The 23,501-nt window shown below is 74.4% G+C and carries 17 protein-coding genes and 1 pseudogene; 10 read left to right on the forward strand and 8 right to left on the reverse strand.

The features are described from left to right. Positions 1–618 precede the first annotated feature (618 nt). From I5Q34_RS26945 to I5Q34_RS26960, 4 genes and pseudogenes are all read left to right on the forward strand, one after another. Positions 619–1,632, forward strand: a complete 1,014-nt coding sequence (locus tag I5Q34_RS26945) for an isopenicillin N synthase family oxygenase (protein WP_199895042.1) — start codon at positions 619–621, stop codon at positions 1,630–1,632. 105 nt (positions 1,633–1,737) lie between these two features. Then, a pseudogene (locus I5Q34_RS26950) lies at positions 1,738–2,989 on the forward strand (DUF692 family multinuclear iron-containing protein). Beyond that, positions 2,986–3,954 carry a TIGR04222 domain-containing membrane protein gene (locus I5Q34_RS26955; protein WP_199895043.1) on the forward strand — a complete coding sequence of 323 codons (969 nt, stop codon included), beginning with the start codon at positions 2,986–2,988 and terminating at the stop codon, positions 3,952–3,954. The pseudogene I5Q34_RS26950 and the gene I5Q34_RS26955 overlap by 4 nt, the downstream one beginning before the upstream one ends. Positions 3,955–3,983: 29 nt before the next feature. Then, positions 3,984–4,901, forward strand: coding sequence for a TIGR04222 domain-containing membrane protein (locus I5Q34_RS26960; RefSeq protein ID WP_199895044.1), 918 nt, complete (start codon positions 3,984–3,986; stop codon positions 4,899–4,901). A gap of 16 nt (positions 4,902–4,917) precedes the next feature. Here I5Q34_RS26960 and I5Q34_RS26965 read toward each other — a convergent pair whose 3' ends face one another. Further along, the gene (locus I5Q34_RS26965; protein WP_234429614.1) at positions 4,918–6,135 is read right to left on the reverse strand and encodes an MFS transporter; all 1,218 of its coding nucleotides are present in this window, start codon (positions 6,133–6,135) and stop codon (positions 4,918–4,920) included. Positions 6,136–6,235: 100 nt separating this feature from the next. Here I5Q34_RS26965 and I5Q34_RS26970 point away from each other — a divergent pair, with 100 nt between their 5' ends. Further along, positions 6,236–7,165 (forward strand): LysR family transcriptional regulator, encoded by a 930-nt coding sequence (locus tag I5Q34_RS26970; protein ID WP_199895045.1) that lies wholly within the window; start codon positions 6,236–6,238, stop codon positions 7,163–7,165. On the opposite strand, the gene I5Q34_RS26975 is transcribed toward I5Q34_RS26970, so the two are convergent. Continuing rightward, on the reverse strand, positions 7,128–7,919 hold the full coding sequence (locus I5Q34_RS26975; RefSeq protein ID WP_199895046.1) for a putative hydro-lyase: 792 nt from the start codon (positions 7,917–7,919) through the stop codon (positions 7,128–7,130). The genes I5Q34_RS26970 and I5Q34_RS26975 overlap by 38 nt on opposite strands. Before the next feature lie 125 nt (positions 7,920–8,044). Then, on the reverse strand, positions 8,045–9,445 hold the full coding sequence (locus I5Q34_RS26980) for an FtsW/RodA/SpoVE family cell cycle protein (protein ID WP_199895047.1): 1,401 nt from the start codon (positions 9,443–9,445) through the stop codon (positions 8,045–8,047). Positions 9,446–9,953: 508 nt separating this feature from the next. Between I5Q34_RS26980 and I5Q34_RS26985 the strand changes: the two genes are divergently transcribed. Beyond that, positions 9,954–11,027 (forward strand): S1 family peptidase, encoded by a 1,074-nt coding sequence (locus I5Q34_RS26985; protein ID WP_199895048.1) that lies wholly within the window; start codon positions 9,954–9,956, stop codon positions 11,025–11,027. 206 nt (positions 11,028–11,233) lie between these two features. On the opposite strand, the gene I5Q34_RS26990 is transcribed toward I5Q34_RS26985, so the two are convergent. After that, on the reverse strand, positions 11,234–12,286 hold the full coding sequence (locus tag I5Q34_RS26990; RefSeq protein ID WP_199895049.1) for an NAD(P)-dependent alcohol dehydrogenase: 1,053 nt from the start codon (positions 12,284–12,286) through the stop codon (positions 11,234–11,236). A gap of 118 nt (positions 12,287–12,404) precedes the next feature. Between I5Q34_RS26990 and I5Q34_RS26995 the strand changes: the two genes are divergently transcribed. After that, positions 12,405–13,292, forward strand: a complete 888-nt coding sequence (locus I5Q34_RS26995) for a helix-turn-helix transcriptional regulator (RefSeq protein WP_199895050.1) — start codon at positions 12,405–12,407, stop codon at positions 13,290–13,292. A gap of 4 nt (positions 13,293–13,296) precedes the next feature. Here I5Q34_RS26995 and I5Q34_RS27000 read toward each other — a convergent pair whose 3' ends face one another. Beyond that, positions 13,297–14,568 (reverse strand): mannosyltransferase family protein, encoded by a 1,272-nt coding sequence (locus tag I5Q34_RS27000; RefSeq protein WP_374193063.1) that lies wholly within the window; start codon positions 14,566–14,568, stop codon positions 13,297–13,299. 877 nt (positions 14,569–15,445) lie between these two features. Between I5Q34_RS27000 and I5Q34_RS27005 the strand changes: the two genes are divergently transcribed. Beyond that, entirely contained in the window at positions 15,446–16,486 is a 1,041-nt protein-coding gene (locus I5Q34_RS27005) for a hypothetical protein (protein ID WP_199895052.1), read from the forward strand. A 139-nt stretch (positions 16,487–16,625) separates the two neighbouring features. Next, on the forward strand, positions 16,626–17,072 hold the full coding sequence (locus tag I5Q34_RS27010) for an MscL family protein (protein WP_199895053.1): 447 nt from the start codon (positions 16,626–16,628) through the stop codon (positions 17,070–17,072). 12 nt (positions 17,073–17,084) lie between these two features. On the opposite strand, the gene I5Q34_RS27015 is transcribed toward I5Q34_RS27010, so the two are convergent. After that, the gene (locus I5Q34_RS27015) at positions 17,085–18,527 is read right to left on the reverse strand and encodes an MFS transporter (protein ID WP_199895054.1); all 1,443 of its coding nucleotides are present in this window, start codon (positions 18,525–18,527) and stop codon (positions 17,085–17,087) included. A 2-nt stretch (positions 18,528–18,529) separates the two neighbouring features. Continuing rightward, positions 18,530–19,006 (reverse strand): cupin domain-containing protein, encoded by a 477-nt coding sequence (locus I5Q34_RS35100; protein ID WP_199895055.1) that lies wholly within the window; start codon positions 19,004–19,006, stop codon positions 18,530–18,532. A gap of 293 nt (positions 19,007–19,299) precedes the next feature. On the opposite strand from I5Q34_RS35100, the gene I5Q34_RS27025 reads away from it, so the two are divergent. Next, on the forward strand, positions 19,300–21,363 hold the full coding sequence (locus tag I5Q34_RS27025; protein ID WP_199895056.1) for a SpoIIE family protein phosphatase: 2,064 nt from the start codon (positions 19,300–19,302) through the stop codon (positions 21,361–21,363). A gap of 179 nt (positions 21,364–21,542) precedes the next feature. Here the strand turns inward: I5Q34_RS27025 and I5Q34_RS27030 are convergent, their stop codons facing one another. Beyond that, positions 21,543–23,297 (reverse strand): M4 family metallopeptidase, encoded by a 1,755-nt coding sequence (locus tag I5Q34_RS27030; RefSeq protein ID WP_199895231.1) that lies wholly within the window; start codon positions 23,295–23,297, stop codon positions 21,543–21,545. Positions 23,298–23,501 lie beyond the last annotated feature (204 nt).

A 23,501-nucleotide genomic window follows, 5' to 3' on the forward strand; every position in this document is an offset into this window, starting at 1 on the left:
GGGGGGGGGTCCTGGGGGGGCGGGGGGTGGGGGGGGGGGCCGGGGGGGGGCCCGGGGCCGGGGGGGCCCCCCCGCCGGGGGCCCCCCCGGGGCGGGGGGGGGGGGGTTGGGGGGGCCGCGGGTGGGGGGGGGCCCGGGGGGGTGGTCGCGGGGGGCGCGGGGGGGGCCCCCCGCCCCCGGCCCGCCCGGACGGCGCCCCCACGCGACGCGACCGGGCGGGCCCGTGACTTCCCCGTACCGGCGCCCGGCGGGGCGGGACGAGTGTGACGAGGGGGACGGTGTCAACCTGCGGCGGGTCGTATACCCTCGTCCGTGTGAATCTGCTTGTAAAGCGACGCCACGTGGACTTCCTGCGCGTCACGAGCATGTCCTGTCGCCGCTCCGGCTGACCAGCGCCTCCTGCTGCCCGGCATCTTCCCCGGGCCGGGGCGCTCACCGCGCTGACCTTGCGCTTTTCCAGGGCTTTCCGTCGTAGCCCATCCCTTTTTCCAGCTTTTCCGGCCTTTTTCGCACCAGCCTGCCGCCTTGTCCCGTCCTGCCCGCACACCCTCGCGGCGGTACGGGCCGTCCGGTGACCCCGGAGGTGAGCGGGCCCCTCACGCAAGCTGTGGACACCTCATGAACGACAAGCTCCCCGTCATCGACCTCTCCGCCGCCTCCGGCACCCCCGACGAGCGCGCCCGCTTCCACGAGGCGCTGCACGCGGCCGCCCGCGACGTCGGCTTCTTCCACCTGACGGGCCACGGCATCACCGACGACGAGACCGCCGAACTGATGCGCACCGTGCGGGCCTTCTTCGCCCTCCCGGAGGCCGACCGGCTCGCCGTCTCCAACCTCAACTCGCCCCACTTCCGCGGCTACACCCGCATCGGCGACGAGCGCACCGGCGGCAGCCAGGACTGGCGGGACCAGATCGACATCGGTGCCGAGCGCGCCCCGCGTGTGCCGGCCCCCGGGGAACCCGGCTACTGGTGGCTGGACGGCCCCAACCAGTGGCCCGCCGCCCTCCCCGGGCTGCGCACCGCCGCACTGGGCTGGATCGACCGGCTGAGCGCGGTCGCCGAGCGGCTGCTGCACGAGCTGCTCACCGCGATCGGGGCGCCCGCCGGCTTCTACGACGACGCCTTCGCCGACCGCCCCCACCTGCACCTCAAGCTCGTCCGCTACCCCGGCAGCGCCCCCGACGGATCCGGCCAGGGCGTCGGCTGGCACAAGGACTACGGCTTCCTGACCCTGCTCCTGACGGACGAGGTCGGCGGGCTCCAGGTCGAGGGTCCCGACGGGTCGCTCCTGGACGTGCCGCCGCTCCCCGGCGCGTTCGTGATCAACCTGGGCGAGCTGCTGGAGGTGGCCACCGACGGCTACCTCAAGGCCACCAACCACCGTGTGGTCAGCCCGCCCGGCACCCGTGAGCGCTACTCCGTGCCCTTCTTCTACAACCCGCGGCTCGACGCCCGGATCGAGCCCGTGCCCTTCCCGCACGCCGACCGGGCCCCGGGCGTCACCCAGGACGCGGCCAACCCGCTGTTCGCCGAGTACGGCCGCAACGAGATCAAGGGCTGGCTCCGGGCGCACCCCGCCGTGGCGGAGCGCCACCACCGGGATCTGCTGGAGGCCGCGCCCGTCGGGTGAGACCGGCGTCACAACCCTGCCCCCTGTAGCGCCCATCAAGGGTTTGTAAAGTGATCGGGCGTCATCACCTCGGGATCGCAGGCCCGAGGGTTTGGGGGTGGGGTTGTGCGGGAGCTGGGGACCGGGATCGGCTGGCGGCCGGAGATCGCCGACGAGATCGCGGGGCTGACCGGGATCGACTGGGTGGAGGTCGTGGCGGAGAACATCTGCCCCGGCCACCTCCCCGACGCCCTGCGCCGGCTGCTCGACGCCGGGACCGCCGTCGTCCCGCACGGCGTCTCGCTCGGCCTCGGCGGTGCCGAACGCCCCGACCTCGCCCGCCTCATGGCCCTCGCCGAGCGCGCCGAGGCCCTGGGGTCGCCGCTGGTCAGCGAGCACATCGCGTTCGTCCGCTCCTCCGGCGGGCCCGGCCCCCGGCTGGAGGCCGGGCACCTGCTGCCCGTGCCCCGCACCCGGGACGCGCTCGACGTGCTCTGCGAGAACGTACGCATCGCCCAGGACGCGCTGCCCGTGCCCCTCGCCCTGGAGAACATCGCCGCCCTCATGGCCTGGCCCGACGAGGAGCTGACGGAGGGTCAGTTCCTCGCGGAGCTCGTCGAACGCACCGGCGTGGGGCTCCTCGTGGACGTCGCCAACCTCCACACCAACCACGTCAACCGGGGCGAGGACCCGGCCCGGGCGCTGGACGAACTGCCCGTCGAGGCCATCGCCTACGTCCACGTCGCCGGCGGGTACGAACGCGACGGGCTCTGGTACGACAGCCACGCCCACCCCGTCACCCGGCCCGTGCTCGACGTCCTCGCCGAGCTCTGCGCCCGCGTCGTCCCGCCCGGCGTCATGCTGGAACGCGACGACGACTTCCCGTCCGGGGAAGCGCTGTCCGCCGAACTGGACGCGATACGCGGCGTGTTGGCCGGAGCCCGCCATGGCTGAGACCGACGCCGCCCGCGAGCGGCTCGCCCGCGCCCAGTACGCCCTGCTCGCCTCGCTCGTCACCGACGCCCCGCCCCCGCCGGGCTTCGACCCGCACCGGATCGCCGTCCAGCGCCGGGCACTTCGGGCCAAGCGCGCCGGCGTCGTCGCCCGGGTGGCGCCCGAACTGCCCGCCCTGCTGGGCGAGGACTACCGACGGCTCTTCCTCGACTACGCCGCGAAGCGGGCCATGACGGACGGCTACCACCGCGACGCCCTCGACTTCGCCCGCCACCTGATCGGCGTACGGGCCGTGCCCGAGCCCCAGCTCGGCCGACTGGCCGACTGGCTGGCCGGAGCCACCGCTCCGCCGGCCGCTCCGCCCGGACCCCTCCGCCGGCTCGTGACCGCCCTGCGCGGCGGACGGAAGGCAGGAACCCGATGACCGTGGTCGTGCCGGTGACGCTCCTCGCCGTCGTCGCCCCCGCGCTGTGGACCCTGTGGCTGTGGTGGCGGGCCCGCCACCCGGGGACCGGTCCTTCGCCGGCGCCCGACCTGCTCCGGGCCGCCTACCTCCAAGGCGGCGCGGGCCGGCTCGTGGACGCCGTGATCACCAGGATGTGGCAGGACGGACGCGTCACGGTGCGCGGCGGCCGGCTCACCGTGACCCGCGCGGTCGCCCACGACGCCGTGGAACGCGCCCTGCTCGCGCAGTGCGGCCCGGGCTGGGCCAAGTCGCTGAAATGGCTGCGTATCGGACTGCGCAGGGACGCGGCCCTGGAGGCACTGCACCACGACCTCGTCGCGCGGGGCATGCTGGCCGGCCCGCGGACGTGGCGCCTGTGGCGGCGGGCCGTCCTGGTCCAGCGCGTCGGTCTGCCCGTCGCCCTGGTCACAGCCCTGTTCGTCGACGCCGCGCTGTTCCCGGGCGTGCTCGCGACGGCCGTCCCGGGCCTGGCCGTCGCCATCGCCTGCCGGCCGCGCAAGCGCCGCATCCCCTGGACCGCCCCCGGCGAGCGCCTCGCCCGGCGGATGCGCGCGGACGGCCCCTGGAGCACCACTGACGCCCGGCTGCACCCGGAGGGCCACGCCGGCGTGGTCGCCGTCCACGGCACGGACAAGCTGGCGGACGCGTCGCTCCGCGAGGAGTTCCGCAAGGCGAACGAGGCGGACCGGCAGCGTCGCGCGGGCGGCGGTTCCTCGTCGTCGTCCTCCTCCTCCACGTACTGGGTGTACGGGGCGGCGTCGTCCTGCTCCGTCGTGGTCGGCGCCTCCTGCGACGGGGGCTGGAACGAGGCGGGGTGGGGCGACGGAGGGTCCTCGTCCGGCGGCTCCGGCGATTCGGGCGGGTCGGGGTGCTCGTCGGGGTCGAGCTGTTCCAGCTGTTCCTCGTCGAGCTGCTCCTCCTGAGCCGTGCCGTACCGAAAGGAAGCGGTCCTATGACCACCGTCGTCGTCGTGGCGCTGATCGCGCTGCTGCTCCCCTCCGTCTGGCTCGGCGCGGTCCGGCTGCGGGTCCGTGGCCCCCGGGGTCCCGTCACCGGCGTCGAACCGGACCTGTACGGCATGGCCTGGCTCTTCGACGGCCGGCAGCGCGTCGCCGACACCGTGATCACCGCGATGCACGCCGACGGCCGCGTCGCCGTGGACGCCGAGGGCGTGCTGCGGGTGGTCCGGCCCGTCGTCCGGCACCCCGTCGAGCGCGAACTGCTCAAGCGGTGCGGTACCGACTGGGAGGGCGAGCTGCGCGAACTGCGCAATGTCCTGCGCCGGGGCGAGCCCGCGCTGGGTGTCGAACGGTCCCTGGAGAAGCTGGGGTTGAAGATACCGTCCCGGCGGATGACGGAATGGCGGTGGGCGGCGGGCGTCCAGGTGGCCGGGCTGGTGGTGGCCGGCGCGGTGGGCGGAGTTCTGTTGCTGTCCCGGGGAGTCCACTGGGTGCCCTGTGTGCTGTCGGCGCTGGTGGCCGGGGGCGTCGTGCTGCGGGTGGTGTGCCACCCGCGGTGGTGGACGGACCTCACCGACCACGGCCGGGACGTGCGGGACCACCTCCTCCACACGCCGTGGGGCGAGCGGGACGCGGAGGTCCATCCGGCGGGGGCGGTCGGGGTCGTGGCGGTATGGGGTGTGGACCACGTGCCGGACGAGGTGCTGCGGGGGCAGTTGGAGAAGGCCGCGGACCGGTGGACGGCCGACACCTCCTCGTCGTCCTCCTCGTCGTCCTCGTTCTCCTCGTCGGGATCCTCGTGCGGTGGGAGCGACGGCGGTGGCGGTTGTTCGAGCCATCACAGCTGCTCCAGCTGTTCCTCGTCCAGCTGCTCCTCGTCGAGTTGCAGCAGTAGCAGCTGCTCGTCGTGAGGCGGCCGGGCGGCCTTCACCGGCGGCCCAGGACCGTCACCCCCGCGCAGGTGACCGCGGCCAGCACCGCCCCGGCGCCCATCAGCCACGCCGCCCCGAACGTCCCCGACAGCAGGGTGACCGCGTACGGCGTGAACATTCCCACGTACGCCGCCGTCCAGAACAGCGCCGTCACGCGCGCCAGCCGCTCCGGTGGTGCGATCGCGGCCACCTCCGTCAGGCCGAAGGACAGCAACAGGCCGTAGCCCGCGCCGAGTACGGCCGCCGTGCCGAGGGCGAGCACCGGCTGCCCGCCGGAGGCCGCCACGGCGGCGAGGACGAAACCGGCCACGACGACGGCCAGTCCGGCGACGGCCGCGGCCTGGCGGTGGCGGGCGGCCAGCCGCCGGGCCAGCGGCTGCACCAGCAGGCCCGCGCCGGGCACGACCGCGGTCGCGACGCCCGCGTAGACCGTGCGCCAGCCCGACACCCCGTGCACCAGGCCGGGCAGCGTCACGAACCCGACGGTCGGCGCGGCGAACACCCAGGGCGCGAGCGGCAGGACGGCGCGGCGGAAGCGCGCCCGGTCCCAACCGGACGGGGACGTACGGGGCGCGGGGCCGCCGCCCGTCTCGGGCGCCCCGTACGCCGCCGCCCACGCCCCGGCCGCCAGCAGCAGGTGCGGCACGTACGCGAGCATCGTCGGATGCGGCGCCCACTGGGCGATCAGCGCCGAGACCAGGCCGCCGGAGGCGAAGCCGGCGGAGACGAACAGCCCCGCCCGGCGGGCCGCGGCGCCGGGCGCCGCGCCGGGGACGAACGGCGGGCCGGACAGCTCCTTGACCCACGCGCTGCCCGCCGCCAGCAGGGCCCCCGCGCCGAGCCCGGTGAGCAGCCGGCCGGGCAGCAGCCACCCGGTGGCCGCCGTCCCCGCCATCAGGACGGCCGTCGAGGCGAGGTTGACGGCGAGGGCCGTCAGCGCGACCGGGCGCCGGCCCAGCCGGTCCGCCAGCGGCCCGCCCGCCAGCAGTCCGGGGATCAGCCCGAGGACGTACACGGCGACCAGCCCGGTGGCCGCGGACTCGGTCAGGCCCAGCTCCGAGCGGTAGACGCCGAGCAGGGAGGAGAACTGGTTGGCGCTCCAGCCCGAGGCCGTCATCATCCAGGCCGTCCGCAGGCCGGGACGGGACATGGGACGGGACGCGGGACGGACCGGCGGCGCGGCCGGCGGGGTGTGCGAAGTGGTCGTGCTCATGGCGGCAGTTGTACGGGCCGGCGGCCCGCCCGCGCCGCCCGCGTTCACGAATCGTGAACGCCCGTGCGGGCGCGGGCCCGGCCCGCATAGGCTGGCCGGCATGGATCTCCGGCTGTTGTCCTCCTTCCTGGCCGTGGCCGAGGAAGGCCACTTCGGCCGGGCCGCCGCGCGGCTCTTCCTGTCCCCGCCCGCGGTCACCGGGCACATCCGCCGCCTGGAGACCGACCTGGGCACCCGGCTGCTCCACCGCGCCCCGGTCTCCCTCACCCCGGCCGGGGAGCGGCTGGCCGTCCACGCCCGGGCGCTGATCGCCGCCGCGAACGCCGCGCTCGACGACGTCGCGGACGCCGCCGGGGCCCGCCCCGCCCGGCGCCCGCTGCGCGTCGGCATCATGGGCCACGGCTCGGCCGAGCTGACCCCGGCCGCCATCAACGCCTACCGCCGCGCCCGCCCCGAAGTCCCGGTCGAGACGCGCCAGCTCGACTACACCGAGCACGTCAGCGCCCTGGTCGGGGACCGCGTGGACGTGGCGTTCGTCCGCCCCGCCCCGGACGACGAGCGGATCGTCTGCGACGTCCTGACCACCGAGCGGCGCATCGTCGCGGTCCCGGAGGGCTCGCCGCTGGCCGACGCCCGCGGCACCGGAGCGCACCTGGCGGACGTCGCCGACCTGCCGTACTTCCGGCTGCCGGGGCACACGCCGCGCGTCTTCACCGACTACCTCTACTTCGGCGGCGACGCCCCGCGCCGGGGCACGCCCACCGCGCTCACCCCGCACGAGGTGCTCACCGCGGTCGTCACCGGCCACGCGGCCGGCAGCGGCCTGGAGTCCTTCGCGCGCTACTACGCCTGGCCCGGGGCGGTCTTCGTCCCGGTGCTGGACGCGCCGTGGGAGAGCAGCTACCTGGCCGTGCGCGCGGACGACACCGGCCCGGAGGTACGGATCTTCCGCGCGCTGGCCCGGGCGCTGGCGGGGGACCGGGGGCCGCGGCTCACGCCACCCGGTACGCGCTGTCCGGCACGTCCGTGACGAACATGTGCCCCGGCGCGTGGGTGATGGCGAACGGCGGCGCGGAGGCCAGCAGGGCCGCTTGGGGCGTGACGCCGCAGGCCCAGAAGACGGGGACGTCGCCGGGGCGCGCCTGAACGGGATCGCCGAAGTCGGGGCGGGAGAGGTCCGCTATGCCCAGTTCCGCCGGGTCGCCGGCGTGGACGGGGGCGCCGTGGACGGCGGGCATCAGGGCGGTGAGCCGGCGGGCGGTGTCCACGAGGGCGGCGGGGACGGGGCGCATGGAGACGACCAGGGGGCCGCGGAGCCGCCCGGCCGGGCGGCACTGACGGTCCGTCACGTACATGGAGACGTTGCGGCCCTGCTCGACGTGGCGCAGGGGCACGCCGGCGTCGCGCAGGGCGCCCTCGAAGGTGAAGCTGCAGCCGATGAGGAAGGCGACGAGGTCGTCCCGCCACGCGCCGGTGGCGTCGGTGGGCTCGTCGACCGGCCGCCCGTCGCGCCAGACGCGGTAGCGCGGCAGGTCGGTGCGCAGGTCGGCGCCGGGGGCGAGGGCGGTGGTGACGCCGCCGGGCTCGGTGACGTCCAGGACCGGGCAGGGCGCTGGGTTGCGCTGGGCGAACAGCAGGACGTCGTAGGCCCAGTCGGCGGGCACGGCGATCAGGTTGGCCTGGGTGCGGCCGTCCGACCAGCCGGCGGTGGGTTCGGCGAGCCCGGCGCGGAAGGCGGCCCGGGCGTCCGGGGGCGGAGTGGCGGCACGTGCGGTCGTTCCCATGAAGACCTCGCTGAGGTGGACGGGGAAGGGGCCGTGACACCGCGACCCTAGGGATTGTTGAACAAAGCCACAAGGGTCGTGAATGCAAAGGGAGTTGGCGGGTTCGGGTGCGGCGGCCCCCTGGCTCAGGGCCGGATCAGCTGCGTCGCCTGCTCGTCCACGCCCAGCGCGGGCTCGGGCGCGGGCCTGCGCGCCGAGTCGCTGATTCTGAGCAGGAGTCCGACGAGGACCCACGTCGCCACCTGGGACGAACCGCCGGCGGCCAGGAACGGCAGGGCCTTGCCGGTGAGCGGGATCAGGCCCGTGACGCCGCCGCCCACCACGAACACCTGGAGCGCCAGGGCGCTGGTCAGACCGGTGGCCAGCAGCTTGCCGAAGGCGTCCCGGGCGTCGAGCGCCGTGCGCAGGCCGCGCTCGACGAGCAGGGCGTAGAGCAGGAGGACGGCCATCATGCCGGTGAGGCCGAGTTCCTCGCCGACGCTCGTCAGGATGAAGTCGCTGCGGCCGGCGAACCCGAGGAGGTCGGAGTGGCCGTGCCCCAGGCCGGTGCCCAGCACCCCGCCGCTGCCGAAGCTGAACAGCGCCTGGGCCGACTGGTCGGAGATGATGCCGGCCGGCCGGGGGGTGTCGTAGTACGACATCGGGTGCAGCCAGGCGAAGACCCGGCCCTTCACGTGCGGCTCCAGCGAACCGACCACGGCCGCGCCCACCGCGAACATCAGCAGGCCCGAGACCACCCAACTGCCGCGCTCCGTGGCCGCGTAGAGCATGATGACGAACAGTCCGAAGAAGATCAGCGAGGTGCCGAGGTCCCGTTCGAAGACCAGCACCAGCAGGCTGAGCAGCCACACCGCGGCGATCGGGCCGAACTGCCGCCCGCGCGGCAGGTAGAGGCCCAGCACCCGGCGGCTGGCCAGGGCGAGCGCGTCCTTGTGCAGGGTCAGATAGCCGGCGAAGAAGACCGCTATGCCGATCTTCACGAACTCGCCGGGCTGGAACGACAGCGCGCCCAGCCGGATCCACCGCTTGGCGCCGTAGGTGTCGGCGCCGAAGAAGGCCGGGGCCATCAGCAGCACCAGGGCGCCGAAGATCATCACGTACATGTACCGCTGGAGGTGGCGGTGGTCCTTGAGGAACACCAGGACGGCCAGGCAGACGGCCAGTCCGATGCCGTTCCACATCAGCTGGCTGGGCTCGGCCGGTGAGGAGTGGTACCGGATTCCGTACGAGAGGTCGAGCCGGTGGAGCAGGACCAGTCCCAGGCCGCTGAGGGCCGCCGCGACCGGCAGGATCAACGGGTCCGCGTACGGGGCGAATCTGCGCACCGCCAGGTGCGCGGCCCCGGCGGCCGTCGACAGTCCGGCGGCGTACCACGCCAGGTCGTCCGGCACGTTCCCGTCGACGGCCAGTCCCACGCAGGCGTAGCCGAACAGTGTGAGTACCACCGCGAAGCCCAGCATCAGCAGCTCCGCGTTGCGCGCCCGCGGCGCGTCCCTGCGCACCGGTGTCCCGTCTCCCGCGCCCATGAATCCCTCGGTTCCCGTACGCGCCGTCGCCGGCGCGACCGATAGCTCGCGCGTGCGGTCCTGCCGCACCTCTTTGAAGGAGTGCCGGGAGGGAAGAAAGGTTGCGTCGATTCGCAAGTATGTGGAAACGGGGGTTCCGTATCGGCCATTTGTGACCACCGCCGACGGCGGCCGGGCGGGTGCCGGAGGTCTGTGCCAGTGGCGGTGCCGGGCGGGGCGCGGGCTCGTGACCTTGGCGGGGACGGTGGGGTGCCGCGGGCGGGAGGCGGGACGGAGGCTCTGGTCCAGACCCATGCGACCACAGGTTCGGGTGTCGATTTTTCCGTGGTTTCGGAGGTGAAGGCGCGTCAGCACTCTTGTTCGGTGCGTTCCGTCGGCCGGATACTCGATTCCGCGTTTGGCATGAACGCGACGTTCCGGTGGTTCGCCGTCGGTGTGTCGCGTCCGGTCCTTGCGTCCTCCGGGCCCGCTCTCGAGCGGGCGCACCCCCCTCACAGGAGGTCACGAGTTGACATCAGCACGGATATCCCGACGGCGCGCGGCCCTGGCCGGGGTCGGCGCCGTGGTCCTGGCGGCCACCGCCCTGAGCACCCAGGGAGCCGGCGCCACGCCGTCACCGGAGCCCGAGCGGCTGACGGCGGTTCAGGCGGGACGGCTCGCCCAGCGGATCGACACCGAGCTCCGGGGCACCTCACCCGGCGCGTACTACGACGCGGCGGCGCGGAAGCTCGTCGTCAACGTGGTGGACGACGCGTCCGCCGCGAAGGTGCGGGCGGCCGGTGCCGAGCCGCGCACCGTCACCCGTACCGCGGCGCAGCTCGCGTCGGCCAGACGGACCCTCGACGCACAGGCCCGCATCCCGGGCACCGCCTGGTCGGTCGACCCGACGGCCGGCAAGGTCGTCGTCAGGGCCGACAGCACCGTGCGCGGCGCGAAGCTGGACCGGCTCAACAAGGTGATCGCCTCGCTCGGGGACACCGTCATCCTCCGGCACACCGCGGGCACCTTGCGGCCCACCATCGCCGGCGGCGACGCCATCTGGGCACCCACCGCCCGCTGTTCCCTGGGCTTCAACGTCACCAAGGGCGGACAGCCGCACTTCCTGACCGCCGGGCACTGCGGCAACATCTCCAAGACCTGGTCCGACCGGCAGGGCGGGGCCAGTATCGGGACGACGGCCAAGTCCGTCTTCCCGGGCCACGACTACGCCCTCGTCAAGTACACCGGGAGCACCAGCCATCCCAGCGCGGTCGACCTCTACAACGGCGGCCAGCAGAACATCACCCAGGCCGCCGAGGCGACCGTGGGCGAGAACGTACGGCGCAGCGGCAGCACCACCCAGGTGCACGACGGCAAGGTGACCGGCCTCAACGCCACCGTGAACTACCAGGAGGGCACGGTCACCGGGATGATCGCCACGTCGGTCTGCGCCGAGCCCGGCGACAGCGGCGGGGCGCTCTTCGACGGCACGTCGGCCGTGGGGCTGACCTCCGGCGGCAGCGGTGACTGTTCGTCGGGCGGGGAGACGTTCTTCCAGCCCGTCACGAATGCGCTGAGCGACCTGGGGGCGCAGCTGCCCTGACGGTTGGTCCGGCTCCGGCCGGTGCGGCTCCCGGATGTCCGCGGTTGCGGCGGTCCGGGGGCCGCTTCGTGTGCGGTGGGCGGGCGGGGGAGGGGTTGCCCCCGCCCAGCCCTTTCACCGTTTCCGCAGGGGCTGCGCCCCCACCGGGGCTCCGCCCCTGCACCCCGCCGGGGTTGGCACGAGGGCGGGGCGGGGGCGCCCCCGAATCAGATCGTCGCCGCGTCGATCACGAACCGGTAGCGCACGTCACTCGCCACCACCCGCTCGTACGCCTCGTTGATCTGCTCCGCCCGGATCACCTCGATCTCCGCCGCGATCCCGTGCTCCCCGCAGAAGTCCAGCATCTCCTGCGTCTCCGGGATCCCGCCGATCATCGAGCCCGCGTAGGACTTCCGCTGCGTGACGAGCGCGAACGGGGAGATCAACTGCGGCTTCTCGGGCGCCCCGAGCTGGACCATGGTCCCGCCCGTGCGCAGCAGCCCCAGGTACGCGTCCAGGTCGAGGTCGGCCGAGACGGTGTTGAGGATGAGGTCGAACGTGCCCGCCAGCTCCTCGAACGTGGCCGGGTCGGACGTGGCGCGGTAGTGGTCGGCGCCCAGCCGCAGCCCGTCGTCCTTCTTCCGCAGCGACTGGCTGAGCACGGTGACCTCGGCGCCCATCGCGTGCGCGAGCTTCACGCCGAGGTGGCCGAGCCCGCCCAGGCCGACGACCGCGACCTTCTTGCCGGGGCCCGCCTGCCAGTGGCTGAGCGGGGAGTAGAGGGTGATGCCGGCGCACAGCAGCGGCGCGGCGACGTCCAGCGGGATGCTGTCGGGGATGCGCAGCGCGTAGTGCTCGTCCACGACGAGCGCCTGCGAGTAGCCGCCCTGGGTCTGCTCGCCGTCCCGGCCGGTGGCGGCGTAGGTGCCGACCATGCCGAGCTCGCCGGTGCAGTACTGCTGCAGCCCGGCACGGCAGTTGTCGCACTCCCGGCAGGAGTCGACGAAGCAGCCGACGCCGACCCGGTCGCCGACGGCGTGGCGGGTGACCTCCGGGCCGACGGCGGTGACCACGCCGGCGATCTCGTGGCCGGGGACGATCGGGTACTGGCGGTCTCCCCAGTCGCCCTGGACGGTGTGGATGTCGGAGTGGCAGATGCCGGCGTACTTGATGTCGATGAGGATGTCGTGCGCGCCGAGCTCACGGCGGGTGATCGTGGTCTTCTCCAGCGGGGCCTTGGGGGCCGGAGCGGCGTATGCGGCGACAGTGTTCCGGTTCATGTCACCGAGCATGCGACCGTGCCCCCGGGGCAGCCAGATCCCCGCTCAACCTACGCTTGCCTGTCCTACCACTGGCAGGACCACCTTCCGTCGCGGGTCACCCCGCATACTGGGCGGTATGGACCGGTCTACCGAACTGAGCGAGTTCCTCCGTTCCCGCCGTGCCCGGCTGCGGCCGGAGGACGTGGGACTGACCCCCTTCGGTGGCCGCCGGCGGGTGCCGGGGCTGCGCCGGGAGGAGCTGGCCCAGGTCGCGGGCGTGAGCGTCGCCTACTACACCCGGCTCGAACAGGGCCGGGGGCAGAACGTGTCGGACGCCGTGCTGGACGCGATCGCCGGCGCGCTGCGGCTGACCGGGGCCGAGCGCTCCCACCTCAACAAGCTGGCCCGTCCGGCCGCCCGCGGGACCGGGCGCGGGGCCGCGCGCCCGCAGCGCGTCCGGCCCGCCGTGCGGAACCTGCTGGACACGATGGACAACGTCCCGGCGTACGTGCTCGGCCGGCGGATGGACATCCTGGCCTGGAACCGGCTCGCGGCCGCGCTGCTGGGCGACTTCGCCGCCGTCCCGGCGCAGCGGCGCAACATGGCCTGGATGATCTTCCTCGACCCCGCCAGCCGGGAGCTCTACGCGGAGTGGGACCGCAAGGCGGCCGACATCGTCGCCCTGCTGCGCATGCACGCCGGCTCCTACCCGGACGACCCCGCGCTGGCCTCGCTGATCGGCGAGCTGTCGATGAAGAGCGAGGAGTTCCGCAGGCTGTGGGCCGCGCACGACGTGCGGGACAAGTGCTACGGGGTCAAGAAGTTCCACCACCCGGTGGTGGGCGGGCTGACCCTGAACTGCGAGACGCTGGTCCTGCCCCAGGACCCGGACCAGAGCGTCGTCACGTATCACGCCGAGCCCGGCTCCCCGTCGGCCGAGTCGCTGCGCCTGCTGGCCAGTTGGAGCCTGGACGCGGCGGGCCGGGGGGCCGGGGAGCGCGAGGCGGTGCGCGACCAGCAGTGACCGGTCAGCCGGCCCACTGGCCCTTGGTGAAGACCAGGGCCAGGACGGTGGCCAGCGGCGCGGCCACGCACAGATAGGTGCTGCGGATCCACGGCCGGCGCACGCAGGCCACCGCGAGCGCGGTCCACAGCGGCCACCACAGCAGGGTGGCGCGGGGGACGGACTGGTACCAGTACGAGGTGCCCAGCGCCCACAGGCTCAGCCCGATGTAGAGGGCCTCGGGCCACTGGCGCCGCACCACCAGGAAGGCCAGCAGCAGTACCCCGGCCACCATGGCGGCCAGCTCCGCCTGGAACATCACGGCGTAGTGGGTGGTACTGGAGTGGGCGAAAGCCCCGTCCCAGGTGTGCTGCCAGGCTTCCCACGGCGCGTGGAACTGCCGGTACCAGCCGCGCTCCTGCGCGTGCTTCCAGGCCATCCAGTCACCGGTGCCGCTGTGCAGGTACCAGCTGTAGGCCAGGGCCGGCAGCGCGGGGACGGCGAGCCAGCCGGCCGAACGCCACTGCTTCCGGCCGGGGCGGGAGAGCAGGAACTGCGCGGCGAGGGCCGCCGCCACGAACAGACCGCTGATGCGGACCGTGGTCGCCGCCGCGCCGAGCAGCCCCGCGAGCGCCCACCGGTCGCGGCGGGCGGCGAGCCAGGCGGGCAGTGCGAAGGCGAGGAAGAGCGCCTCGGTGTAGCCCGCGGCCAGGAAGACCGCGCACGGTGACACCAGCAGGAACAGCGCCGCCCGCGGCCCGGCCCGCTCGCCGGTCTCCGCCGGCAGGTGCAGCCGGGTGATCCGGGAGAGCGCGACCACGGCCACGGCCCCGGCGACGAGCGAGATCAGCAGTCCGGCCGCCGTCCAGTTCGGGACCACGGTGTGCACGGCGCGCAGGACGAGGGGGAAGCCGGGGAAGAACGCCTCGCGGTTGTCGGGCCGGGCCGAGCCGATCCCGCCGGACCCGTCGGGCTCGGTGAACTGGGAGAAGTAGCCGTGCTCGGCGATCTTCCGGAAGAAATCCGCGTCCCAGCGGTTCCACAGGGACAGGAACGAGGGCGCGTGCCGGTCCTCGGGGCCGGTGGCGAAGAACCAGGCCGTGCAGTACGTGGTGATCGCGACGGCGATCCGGGTCAGGGCGTAGATCCCCAGCACCGCCCGGTCCGTGGCGTCGAGGGCGGAAAGCCCCGGGATCCGGGATCTCGCGCGCCGGCGCGGGTGAGAACCGTCCGAAGGCACCGCCTCCGGGGCACGCTGCCCCCGCGACGGCGCCTTCGGTATCGGTATGCGGGCCATGCTGCGGTGCCTCCCTGGTGTGGGCATATGGGGTACGACGTGCGGATACGGTGACGAGGGACGCCACAGCACATCACACGGTTCCCGCGGACCCCAAGCGGCGACCGGGCAGCGGCCCTCTCAGCGGGAGCGGAGCGCCTGCCCGGAGCGGCTGTCCGCACCCGGCCCGCCGCTCCCGCACCCCGGCGGCCGACGGGGGAACGGCCTCATGCAGGACGAAACCCCGCACCCAGGCCGGTGGCGCGGGTGTCTCCCCGTCGGGTGGCCATGGCGGCGCGGCCGGGGGAGGAGAGGCCCTGGAGCTTCCTCCTCGCGCCGTCCCCACCGGAACGGGCGGGCACGGCCTCCGCGCCTGTGGCCATGGTGCGCGAGGGCGGACACGGAGTCGTCGGCGTGGGCGCGGTGTTGACGCTCCGGATTCGCGCGGGCGGCTGCCCGGGGATGGCGGGACCGTGGACGCGGCCACCGCCGACGGCGGTGGCCGCGCTTGCCCGTCAGTACCGTACGCACCGTCAAAAGCGCCCGCGTCAGCGGTTCGCAACCGCCTGCGCCCGGCCGCCGCAGGGCTCCTCGCCGTCTCCGCGGCGGCCGTCCCGGTGGTCATGCGGCGGCACCGGAGGGCGGCCCCCGGGGAAGTGGCCGGGGCGCTGGTGCGCCGTTCCTGACGGCCCGCTAGTGTTCCCCGAACGGAAGCCGGAACCACACGCGTTCACCCGTTCTTGGGGCGAGGGGAAGAACGCGTGGGTCCGGCCGCGGCGGAGGGAACCCTCAGCGGGGGAACTCCCTCTCCCCAGCCGAGATTCGAGCAGAGGCGGACACAACCCGAATGCGGGGGCAGTTGATGACAGGAAGAGTCGCACAGCGACGGTCGTCGGTCGTGCGGAAGACGGCCAGGAGCGCGGCGGTGGCGCTCACGGCCGGGATCGTGCTCGCGGGCACCGTGGCGGCCGCGCAGGCCGCTCCCGCCGCCCCGGCCACACCCGAATGCGGCCCGCTGCGCGCGGCGGCCGCCCACAGGGCGGTCCCGGCCGCCGCGGCACCGGGCGACGGGCAGGTGCCCGAGGCGTCGTACGCGGCGACCAGTGCCCGCAAGGTCTCCTTCACCGTCGCCAACGCCCAGGCGCCCATCGGCCTGTGGTCGAAGGCGGCCCTGACCCTGCGCACCCCCGTCGCCAAGGGCACGGTGCGCCTCGACCTCGCCAGCCGCGGTTTCAGCACCGACTCGGTGACGGTCCAGCGCTACGTCCCGGCCAAGCACACCTGGGTGGACCTCGACTCCCGCCCCGGCAGCGGCAGCTGGCCGCACCGCGGCACCCTCACCTTCCCGGTCTCGGCCAAGGACGCGAGCCCCCGCCACCCGCACTCCGTGGCGCTCCGCTTCCAGGACCTCGACCGTCCCGGCCGCCTCACCGTCAACGCCTCCGTCACGGATGGCCACGGCCGCACCCTCCGGGCCCCCGCCCGGACGGTGATCGCCACCCGGCCGCAGGTGAGCGTGAGCGGCTGGCAGGGCACCCCGTCCCTGGCGCGCGGCGGCGCGGCGCAGACGTTCACCCTCAAGGTCCGCAACACCACCAACCGCACCTACCCCGCGCTGAACGTCAACTACTTCGCCTACGGCGCGGGCAAGCAGCACGCCCTCACCCCCAAGGACCTGCTGCTCCAGCAGTACCGCCCCGGCCGCGGCTGGGAGAAGGTCAACCTGACGGCCGGCGGCTGCGACCCGGGCATGGGCGCCGCGCTGCGCCCCGGGAAGCGCGCCCTCGCGCCGGGCGCCACGGCCGTCTACCGGCTGCGGCTGTCGGTGGCCAAGTCCGCGCCGCGCGACGTGGTCAGGGCCGACAGCGGGGTCTCGGTGAACAACGGCGACCAGTCGTTCTTCTCCCGCCGGCTGCTCTTCGCCATCCACGGCAAGTAGGCGGACGGCGAGCGGTACGTGAGCTCGGGAGCCGTCCGGGGCGAACCGGACGGCTCCCGAGGTTGTTGACGGGGAATTTGATGGCGGAACGGTAGCGTTCGGTGGACTTCGTCCGAAATGCCTGAAACCAGGAACCGTCATGTTCAAGGGATTCAAGAACTTCGTCATGCGCGGCGACATCGTCGTCGTCGCGGTGGGGCTGATCATCGCGCTGGCGCTGAGCACCCTCATCAAGGCCTTCACGGACTCCGTGATCAACCCGATCATCGCCAGTGCCCAGGGCGGCCACTCCTTCGGACTCGGCTGGCAGCTGGGCCGGGCCGGGAACAAGGCCACCTACCTCGACCTCGGCTCGTTCATCTCGGCGGCGGTCTACTTCGTCATCTTCATGGCCGTCGTCTACTTCCTCATCGTCGTGCCGTACCGGCACGTCCAGACGCGGCGCGGCGTGACCGTCTTCGCGGAGCCCCTGCCGGTCAGGACCTGCCCCGCCTGCCTCGCGGAGGACGTGCCGACGGCGGCGACCCGGTGCCGCTACTGCTGCGCCGACCTCCCCCCGGTGGGCACCATGCCGCCGCACCACTGACGCCGTACGTGCTCACCGCCGCGAGGCGCTCAGGACCGGTTCGTCCGGCAGCGGTGAGCACACCCGGCGGGCCGTCGACCGGGCCCACGCCCCGGTGACCACCGCGCCCAGCACCAGCACCAGCGCCCCGAACCCCGCCAGCAGCCACCAGGCCGGGCCCGCCGCGGCCGTGAAGGCCGCGACGCCGGGCGCGGTGCCGCCCGGCAGGGACGCCGCCAGGACCGCGCCGGCCAGCGCCACACCGAGGGACACCCCCACCCGGCAGCTCGTCGTGCTGACCGCCGACGCCACGCCCGCCCGGTCGCGCGGCATGCCCGCGACCGCGAGCTGGGTGGCCGGTACGTCCACCAGCCCGACGCCCGCGCCCACGCAGGCCGAACCGGCCAGGAACGGCAGCGCACCCGGGCCGGCGCCGAACAGGGCCAGGAGCAGCGCGCCCGCCAGGAGGGCCCCGCCCGCCAGGACCAGCGGCGGCCGCGGGCCGCGCCGCGCCAGCAGCCGCCCCGCCAGCGGCGCGCACACCACCGTCGCCAGCGGCATCGGCAGCGTCCACACCCCGGCGGCCAGCGGGGACATCCCCCGGGCGTCCTGGAGGTAGAGCGTGCTGAGGAAGAGGTACCCGCCCAGCACCGCGAAGGCCCCCAGCGAGATGACCACCGCGCCGCCGAACGGCGCGCTGCGGAAGAACCGCGGGTCGATCAGCGGGTCCGCGCGGCGGCGCTCGTACAGCGCCAGCCCGGCCAGCGCGGCGGCGGCGACCGCCGCGGCGGCCAGGACGGCGGGCGAACGGAACCCCCGGTGCGGGGCGTCGATGATCGCGTAGGTGAGCGGGCCCAGCAGCGCGACCACCAGCAGCTGGCCGACCGCGTCGAAGCGGCGGCGCACGGCCGCCCGCGACTCCGGCAGCCGGCGCGCGGCCAGGGCCAGCGCGGCCAGTCCCACCGGCAGGTTGATCCAGAACACCGACCGCCAGCCGGCCCCCGTCACCAGCGCCCCGCCCAGCAGCGGCCCCGCCGCCATGCCGATGGCGAACGAGGCGGTCCAGGCGCCGATGGCCCGCGCCCGGTGCGCCCCGTCCGGCGCGACGTGGCTGATCACCGAGAGGGACACCGGGCCGAGCGCCGCTCCGCCCAGCCCCTGCACCGCCCGGAAAGCGATCAGCTCGCCGGTCGAGGACGCCAGGCCGCACAGCACCGAACCGGCCGTGAACAGGGCGAAGCCGATCAGCAGGACCCGCCGCCGGCCGATCCGGTCGCCCGCCGAGCCGGCCAGCATGATCAGCGAGGCCACCAGCATGTTGTAGGCGTCGAGCGTCCACTGCATGCCCGCGACCGACGCGTGCAGCTCGCGCTGGATCGCGGGCAGGGCGACGTTGAGCGCCGTCGAGTCCAGGCCCACCATGAACACGGCCGTGCAGCACACGGCCAGCGCCAGGCGGAAGCGCCGGTCGGCCATGGTCACCGCTCCCGGAGGGCGGGCTCCGGCACGGGACGGGCCGGCGGGTCGCCCAGGGAGCCGAGGTACAGCACGTACAGGACCAGCGGTCCCGGGCCCTCGTTGACGCCGACGTGCGCGGTGTCCGGGCCGCTCGGCTCGACGAGCGCCTGCCCGGCGGCGTACCGGACCGGGCCCCCGCCGGCCGCCTCGTAGCGGGTGAGCGTGCCCTCGCCGACCACCGCGAGCAGCCGCCCGTCGTGGTAGTGCCACCCGGTCGAGCCGCCCGGCGGAATCGTGATCCGCCGGAACCCGAATACCTCGGGACCCCGGAACCGCAGGTCCGCTCCCGCGTCGCGGCATCCCGTCGCGAGGTCCTCCACCAGCGGTTCCGCGGTACGCCCGGCGCCGTTCACCCGGACCCGCCGCGGATTCGCCCGGCAGCGCGGCGCGGTGGTTTTCCCGGACCGGTGGTGGACGGAATTCCTCGGCGAAGTCACGGTATCTCCCGGTGGGTTGGTGCGAAGCGCGTGGAATATGCGGCGAATTCGTCTCCAGGCTAGGGAGCGGACCCTCTCCGTCCTGTCCCCCGACAGGGGGTCGGACCAGGGGAAACGCCATCCACCGATCGGACGGCGAACGGGCCGCGGAGATGCCCGCGACGATTGGCCGGAGGGCCTGGCGGGAACAAGACAGAAGGCCCGGATTACGGGCGGCACCACACCGCCCGACCTGCGCGGGAGAGAGCGGACGGCGAGAATCGGGCCGCACAGCGAGAAACGGGATGAACCTCATGGACACGCACGCCGGGCAGGATCCCCAGGGGAAGCGGTACGACGGGGCCGCGTTCGGGGAGTGGGCCTTCCTCCAGTTCCCGATCGGCATCGCGGTCTACGACCGGGACAACCGGCTCGTGCGGGTCAACGACGAAATGGTCCGGCTCGTCGGCATGCCGGAGGAGGAGATGCGCGGCCGCCGCATGACCGAATTCCTCAGCGGCCAGCCCTTCGAGGATTTCGCGGACATCGCGGCCCGCGTCCTGCGCACCGGCGTCCCCGTCCGCACCGACAACTACTTCCCCGCCCCCGCCGACGGCAGCGAGCGGGCCACGGCCTGCTTCTTCACGCCCCTCACCGACGGCGACGGCGCCGTCCAGGGCGTGTCCATCGCCGCCCTCGACATCACCGAGGAGTACCGCGCCCGGCAGCGGCTGGCCCTGGTCAGTGACGCCTCCGCGCGCATCGGGACCACGCTGGACGCCACCCGCACCGCGACGGAGCTGGCCGAGGCGACGGTCGGCCGCTTCGCCGACGCCGTCGGCGTGGACCTGCTGGAGCCCGGCGCCCCGGAGGGCGCCCCCACCCTGCGCCGCACCGCGTGGCGCACGGTCGCCGACGGCGGCCCGCCCGCCGGCGCCGAGCCGTACGCCGTGCCGCCCGGCTCGCCGCCCGCCCTCGCCCTGGCCTCCGGGAAGCCGTCCCTGCACCGCGTCGACGAGCCGGGCGTGCGCGCCTGGGCCGAGGCCTGCGGCGTCCTCGACGGCACGGGGACCGGCGGCGCGCGGTCCCTGCTCCTGCTGCCGCTGGACGCCCGCGACTCCGTCGTCGGCCTCGCGCTGTTCGTCCGCTCGGGTGAGACCGAGCCCTTCGACGTCCACGACCTGCCGCTCGCCGAGGAGATCGGCGCCCGCACCGCGGTGTGCATCGACAACGCCCGCCGCTACGCCCGCGAGCGCTCCGTCGCGCTCACCCTCCAGCGCAGCCTGCTGCCGGCCCGGCTGCCCAGTCACAGCGCCGTCGACGCCACCTCCCGCTATCTGCCCGCCACTTCGCAGGCCGGGATCGGCGGCGACTGGTACGACGTGATCCCGCTCTCCGGCGCGCGGGTCGCGCTCGTCGTCGGCGACATCGTCGGGCACGGGCTCCAGGCGTCGGCCACCATGGGCCGGCTGCGGGCGGCCGTGCGCACCCTCGCCGACATCGACCTGCCCCCCGACGAACTCCTCACCCACCTCGACGACCTCGTCGTCCAGCTCAGCCAGGACCGCGCCGCGGAGGAGGGCGACGAGCCGCGCGAGATGGGCGCGTCCTGTCTGTACGCGGTCTACGACCCGGTCACCCGCCGCTGCGTGATGGCCCGGGCCGGCCATCCGCCCCCGGTGCTGGTGACCCCCGACGGCACGGCCCGCTTCGTGGGCCTGCCGGAGGGGCCGCACCTGGGCGTGGGCGGGCTGCCCTTCGAGTCGCTGGAGCTCGAACTTCCCGAGGGGAGCCTGCTCGCCCTCTACACCGACGGCCTTGTCGGGGGCGACGGGCCGGAGCCGGGCACGGGGTCGGAGACGCTGCGGGAGATGCTGGGCCGCTCGGCCGGCGCGCGCTCGCTGGAGCGCACCTGCGACGAGGTGCTGGCCCGGCTGCTCCCCGAGCGGCCCGCGGACGACATCGCCCTGCTGTTGGCCCGGACCCGGGCGCTGGGCGGCGGCCAGGTCGGCAGCTGGGAGCTGACGCCCCATCCGGCCTCGGTCGCCGAGGCGCGCAAGCGGGTGCTCGCCCAGCTGGAGGAGTGGGGGCTGGAGGAGCTCGCCTTCACCACCGAGCTCGTGGTCAGCGAGCTGGTGACCAACGCCATCCGGCACGCCGAACCGCCCATCCTGCTGCGGCTGATCCGCGACGGCGCGCTGATCTGCGAGGTCTCGGACGCCAGCAGCACCACGCCGCGCATGCGGCGGGCCCGGGTCTTCGACGAGGGGGGCCGGGGCCTGCTGCTGGTGGCCCAGCTGTGCCGGCGGTGGGGGACGCGGTTCACCGCCGGCGGCAAGACGATCTGGGCGGAGCAGCCGCTGACGGAAGCGGCGTAGGGCGTTTCCGGTGGGTCGGTGCGGGGCCTGCGGCGTCCGGTGCCGGGGGCATCTCCCAGCGGTGGCCGGGGGAGCTTCGCAAGGCGGAGCGCCGCCCGCGTACCGGGGGTACTCGGGCGACGCGACACACCTGGACCCGGCCCGGCGGGGGTGAGCGGCCCCGCCGGGCCGGGAGCGGGTCAGCCCTTGGCCGACGGGGTGTTGGCCTCGGTCACGTTGACCGCGGCCCACGCCTTGTCCACCGCCTTGTACTCCGCGCTGCCGGAGCCGTGGATGTCCGCGGCCGCCTGGAGGGTGGCGGTGCGGGCCTGGTGGAAGTCGGTCGTGGAGACCATGTAGCGGGTGAGCGCCCGGTAGAAGATCTGCTCCGCCTTGTCGCGGCCGATCCCTGTCACCGTCGAGCCGTCGTGGGTGGGGGAGTCGTAGGAGACCTTGCCGATGGTCTTCTTGCCGCTGCCCTCGGCCAGCAGGTAGAAGGCGTGCGAGGAGACGCCGGAACCGGCGTGCACCTCACGGTCGTAGGACTCCTTGTCCCAGTAGTCGACCGTGCCCTCCAGCTTGTCGAGCGAGGGCTTGTCCAGCCGGCGCAGGAACTGCTGGTCGAGGCCGAGCTTCTCGCCCAGCAGGTAGTTCGGCGGGTTCTCCGGGTTGTTGGCCCTGAACTCCATGCCGGAGCCGAAGATGTCGGCGAGCGACTCGTTGAGGGAGCCCGCCTCGCCGAACTGGTTGCCCGCCGCGTCCACCCGGGTCGGCTGGAAGTTGGCGGTCGCCTCGATCACGCCGTGGGACAGCTCGTGCCCGGTGACGTCGAGGGCCACCAGCGGCTGCTTGAACGTTTCGCCGTCCCCGTCGCCGTAGAGCATGCAGCCGCAGTCCGGGGACCAGAAGGCGTTGCCCACCTTGTCGCCGAAGTGCACCAGGGCGTTCGGGCCCTTGCCGTCGTTCTTGATGCCGTTGCGGCCGAAGACGTTCTTGTAGTAGTCGAACGTGCTGGTGACGCCGTACTGGGCGTCGACGGCCGCGCTCACCGGGTCGGACGCGGTGCCGTTGCCCCAGCGGTTGGTGCTGTTGGTGAACGCCTTGCCGCTGCCGAAGGCGTCCAGCTCCTTGCCGCCCGCGTCGCGGGTCTCGGCGCCGCCGCGGCTGGGGTCCTTGAGGGTGAAGGAGTCCTGCGCGGTCTGCGTGGTGGTGAGCTGGAGGGTGCCGTCGAAGATCGAGGCGCCGGTGCCGGTCGCCTGGGCGGGGAAGCCCGCCGCGGGCTTGGCGCCCGGGGCCTGCGGGGTGCGGGTGGCGCCCGTGCGCGGGGCGGCCGTGCGGCCCGAGGCGCGCAGGGCGGCCTTGAGCTTCGGGGAGATGAACGCGTCGGTCAGCGCGGTGGTGGCGATGACCTTGCCGGAGGCGGCGTCCACGGTCACGGCGCGCAGGGCGCCCTTCTCGGCCGCGCGGCCGCCGGTGACGGTCACCCGGTAGGCCAGGACGGCCTTGCCCGCGGTGGCGTCCACCACCAGCTCCGCCTTGCCGGCCGTGCCCCGGACCGACTCGGCGGCCTTCGCCGCCGCCTGGCGCTCCGTCAGCTTCGGCGTGATGCTGGGGACGGCGACCTTGTGGCGGACGGCCCGGGTCGTGCCCAGGTAGGCGCTCCTGGCGTCGAGGTGGACGACGAGGTCGCCGCCGACCACCGGGACGCCCCGGTAGGCCCGCTCGAAGCGGACATGGCGCTTGCCCTCCGGGTCGACGAGGGCGTCCTTGACGACGAGCGTCTCCTTCACGCCGACGCCGGTGTCCTTGGCGTGGGCCGTGGCGGCGGCGCGGGCCGCCTTCACCACGTCGGCACCGGCGGCCCGGGTCGCCCCGGTGCCCGCGGCCTTGGCGGCGGAGGCGACGGTGCCGGGTGCGGACGGGCCGGCCGGGGCGGCCGTGGCCACGCCGGCCATGGTCGCCGCCGCTGCCACCGCGACGGCGACAGTCAGTATTCGTCCGCGGGAGGTGGGGGATGTACGCACTGTTCGCGCCCTTTGCGTAACGGCGGCCCGACGCGTGGCCGGGCCGCTGGCTTCGGGCGGTGCTGTCACTTGTGCACCGCGGGACCCTGTGGTCCCGGGCCGACGGTGCCAGCATTGGCATGCTCATGAAAAGAG

It is taken from the genome of Streptomyces sp. AV19 (assembly GCF_015999245.1).
Lineage (GTDB): Bacteria > Actinomycetota > Actinomycetes > Streptomycetales > Streptomycetaceae > Streptomyces.

Excerpts from the sequence above, each read along its gene's own strand:
- I5Q34_RS26945 (WP_199895042.1), top strand. The coding sequence starts at position 619 with ATGAACGACAAGCTCCCCGTCATCGACCTCTCCGCCGCCTCCGGCACC.
- I5Q34_RS26955 (WP_199895043.1), top strand. The coding sequence starts at position 2,986 with ATGACCGTGGTCGTGCCGGTGACGCTCCTCGCCGTCGTCGCCCCCGCG.
- I5Q34_RS26960 (WP_199895044.1), top strand. The coding sequence starts at position 3,984 with ATGACCACCGTCGTCGTCGTGGCGCTGATCGCGCTGCTGCTCCCCTCC.
- I5Q34_RS26965 (WP_234429614.1), bottom strand. The coding sequence starts at position 6,135 with ATGAGCACGACCACTTCGCACACCCCGCCGGCCGCGCCGCCGGTCCGT.
- I5Q34_RS26970 (WP_199895045.1), top strand. The coding sequence starts at position 6,236 with ATGGATCTCCGGCTGTTGTCCTCCTTCCTGGCCGTGGCCGAGGAAGGC.
- I5Q34_RS26975 (WP_199895046.1), bottom strand. The coding sequence starts at position 7,919 with ATGGGAACGACCGCACGTGCCGCCACTCCGCCCCCGGACGCCCGGGCC.
- I5Q34_RS26980 (WP_199895047.1), bottom strand. The coding sequence starts at position 9,445 with ATGGGCGCGGGAGACGGGACACCGGTGCGCAGGGACGCGCCGCGGGCG.
- I5Q34_RS26990 (WP_199895049.1), bottom strand. The coding sequence starts at position 12,286 with ATGAACCGGAACACTGTCGCCGCATACGCCGCTCCGGCCCCCAAGGCC.
- I5Q34_RS26995 (WP_199895050.1), top strand. The coding sequence starts at position 12,405 with ATGGACCGGTCTACCGAACTGAGCGAGTTCCTCCGTTCCCGCCGTGCC.
- I5Q34_RS27000 (WP_374193063.1), bottom strand. The coding sequence starts at position 14,568 with ATGGCCCGCATACCGATACCGAAGGCGCCGTCGCGGGGGCAGCGTGCC.
- I5Q34_RS27010 (WP_199895053.1), top strand. The coding sequence starts at position 16,626 with ATGTTCAAGGGATTCAAGAACTTCGTCATGCGCGGCGACATCGTCGTC.
- I5Q34_RS27015 (WP_199895054.1), bottom strand. The coding sequence starts at position 18,527 with ATGGCCGACCGGCGCTTCCGCCTGGCGCTGGCCGTGTGCTGCACGGCC.
- I5Q34_RS27025 (WP_199895056.1), top strand. The coding sequence starts at position 19,300 with ATGGACACGCACGCCGGGCAGGATCCCCAGGGGAAGCGGTACGACGGG.
- I5Q34_RS27030 (WP_199895231.1), bottom strand. The coding sequence starts at position 23,297 with ATGGCCGGCGTGGCCACGGCCGCCCCGGCCGGCCCGTCCGCACCCGGC.